The following is a 2,577-nucleotide window of genomic DNA, read 5'->3' as shown; positions in this document are numbered from 1 at the left end:
CGTAAGCTTGATTACATATTTTCTGGGTCTTGCCATAGGAATCACCGCCGTTTTTTTCTTAGTATATACCAAAACGGCTGTATTTACCAGCATAATTTATCTATATATCAACATGTCACTACACTAGTGCATCTACAGAGTTAAATAAGTTTATTGATATTGCAAAAGTTCTTGATGGTGCAATTATTGAAATTGCTGGTAATACAGATCCTAATCCTAATAGTGATCCGCTTGATGAATATAATACCAAATTGTCTCTACAAAGAGCAGAAGCAGTTAAGAATTATTTTATTATGAATGGTATATCTGCTGATAGAATTGTTGTTGTTGGCAATGGTTCCAGTAATCCAATTGTTGAAAATGATACAGAGGAGCATCGTGCGATGAATAGAAGAACGGATGTATCGTTTAAAATTGTCGAGTAGGAGAATCAAATGATTGTGTTAAATGTTGGTGTATTTCTTGTGTGCTTTGCAGTAGCTTTCTTGGTAGGATATATAGTTGGCAGATACAAAAAGAAATCGAAATAGAGTAAATTGCGTTGTGTGGTGTTAAAGCCACACAAGGTATTAAAAATAAACATACGCTTGACTATCTACCAGAGTGTTTAATCACTCAATTAGATAAATTTCGTTGTTTTCATTTTAACCTTGGTGCAAGATTAATAAATATGTTAACAGATAAAATTAAAGAAGTTAAAGAAAAATAATACAGAAAGGACAAAGGTGCTGCAGCCGTGAGATGATCATACCTTTCTGGTGGAGAAAAATATTCGAGAATAGCAATTATGAATTATGGCAAGGCGATTGTCTTGAGTTGATGAATAATATCCCTGACAAATCAATAGATATGGTTTTGACCGATTTACCTTATGGAGTGTTAAATAAGAAAAATAAAAATGCAAAATGGGATTGCAAAATAGATCTGTCATTATTGTGGAATGAATATTCTCGTTTAATAAAAGATAATGGTGCAATTCTCTTATTTGGCAGTGGAATGTTTACTGCTGACCTTATGAAAAGTAATCCTAAATTATGGAAGTATAATCTGGTATGGGATAAAGTGGCAAAGACTGGATTCCTAAATGCTAAGAGAATGCCATTAAGACAGCATGAGGATATTGTTGTTTTTTATAAAAAACTTCCTACATATAATCCTCAGATGACAAAATGTGAGCCACATAAGAGAAATCATTCAAAGGGGAATATGCTCAGTCCAACAAAGAATAGCTGTTATGGTGAGTTTGTAGAAACTCCGACAATTATTTCCGATGAGAAATATCCAACTTCTATTATTAGTATTTCCAAAGAGCATTGTAATGGCAAGTTTTTTCATCCGACTCAAAAGCCAGTAGAATTATTGGAATGGTTGATAAAAACTTATACGAATGAAAATGAAGTAGTTTTGGATAATACGATGGGTAGTGGTTCTACAGGAGTTGCTTGTAAAAATATAAATAGAAGATTTGTTGGTATTGAGTTAGAGAAGAAATACTATGATATAGCAGTGAAAAGAATAGCAGGATGAAAAGCCAAATTTAAGTAGAAAAATTTAAAAGAACGATAAAAATATGAGAGAAAATCGAAAGGAGTAATACCTATCCGGTGAAACCGGTTGTTGAGAGACTGTTTAACTCAACATAAAAGCAATTTAGCAGCGTTGGCGAAAGCTGGCACGGGAGGGTATATTGCTTGCCACGATCCGTAGGGTAAGTGGTTGGTATGAAGTATATTGCAAGTTGTAGCTTGGGCAAGGATAGTCTTACCATGGTTTTAAGAATTTTAGAAGAAAATTTACCTTTAGATGAGGTGATTTTCTTTGATACAGGAATGGAATTTGATTCTATTTATCATAACAGAGACAAAATGAAACGATTGTTAGCAGAGAATAAAATACTATTTTCTGAGTTATCATCTAAAAATCATTTTTTGTTTGATATGTTTGTTAGACCAATAAATTATCGTGATCCGCAGAGCAAACCATATCCGATTCATTATGGATATGATTGGTGTGGAGGTAGAGGTATTCGCTGGGGAACGAGTGGTAAACTATCAGCAATAATGAATCATTATAAAAAATATTACCCAAATGAAGAAATAACTGAATATGTTGGTATAGCAACAGATGAACTTGGAAGGACTAGAGAAAATAATAGGATTGGTGTCAGTAAAGCATATCCTCTTGTTGATTGGGGAATGACAGAGAGATTGTCTTACATATTGCTACGATCGTGGATGGAATTGGGATGAAAATGGAGTTGAATTATATAGTGTTCTGGATCGTGTGAGTTGTTGGTGCTGCCAGAATAAAAATTTGAAAGAATTGAAGAATATTTTTATGTATTTGCCTGAATACTGGCAGAGATTAAGAGGATTGCAGAGCAGGATTGATTCGCCTATGAAGGGAGTTGGTAAATCTGTATTTCAATTAGAAGAACGATTCAAAAGAGAACTAGTGTACTGACATGATGATATTTAACCTTACTACCGCCTTTTAAGAGGCGGCAGTAAAGCTGGGGTATAAAGACTTGAGCTTTATTCTGGCATCACCTGTCCTAAAATGCCAGTCAACCTTTGC

At 34.0% G+C, this 2,577-nt stretch carries 3 protein-coding genes; all 3 read left to right on the top strand.

Annotated elements, in window-relative coordinates; all coding sequences use genetic code 11:
- Window positions 1-98 precede the first annotated feature (98 nt).
- The 3 genes from NSB25_RS30010 (at window position 99) to NSB25_RS28935 (ending at window position 2,249) form a co-directional block, all read left to right on the top strand.
- Complete coding sequence (locus NSB25_RS30010) at window positions 99-425, top strand: OmpA family protein (protein WP_103242787.1); 327 nt, start codon at window positions 99-101, stop codon at window positions 423-425.
- 316 nt (window positions 426-741) lie between these two features.
- Window positions 742-1,527, top strand: coding sequence for a DNA-methyltransferase (locus NSB25_RS28940; RefSeq protein ID WP_103242786.1), 786 nt, complete (start codon window positions 742-744; stop codon window positions 1,525-1,527).
- Window positions 1,528-1,721: 194 nt separating this feature from the next.
- The gene (locus NSB25_RS28935) at window positions 1,722-2,249 is read left to right on the top strand and encodes a phosphoadenosine phosphosulfate reductase domain-containing protein (protein WP_242982659.1); all 528 of its coding nucleotides are present in this window, start codon (window positions 1,722-1,724) and stop codon (window positions 2,247-2,249) included.
- Window positions 2,250-2,577: the final 328 nt, after the last annotated feature.

Source organism: Acetatifactor muris (assembly GCF_024623325.1).
GTDB lineage: Bacteria > Bacillota > Clostridia > Lachnospirales > Lachnospiraceae > Acetatifactor > Acetatifactor muris.
This window is presented reverse-complemented; position numbering and strand designations above follow the sequence as displayed.

What these genes read in the sequence shown, in the direction of transcription:
- NSB25_RS28940 (WP_103242786.1), top strand. Translation starts at nt 742, where the DNA reads ATGATCATACCTTTCTGGTGGAGAAAAATATTCGAGAATAGCAATTAT.
- NSB25_RS28935 (WP_242982659.1), top strand. Translation starts at nt 1,722, where the DNA reads ATGAAGTATATTGCAAGTTGTAGCTTGGGCAAGGATAGTCTTACCATG.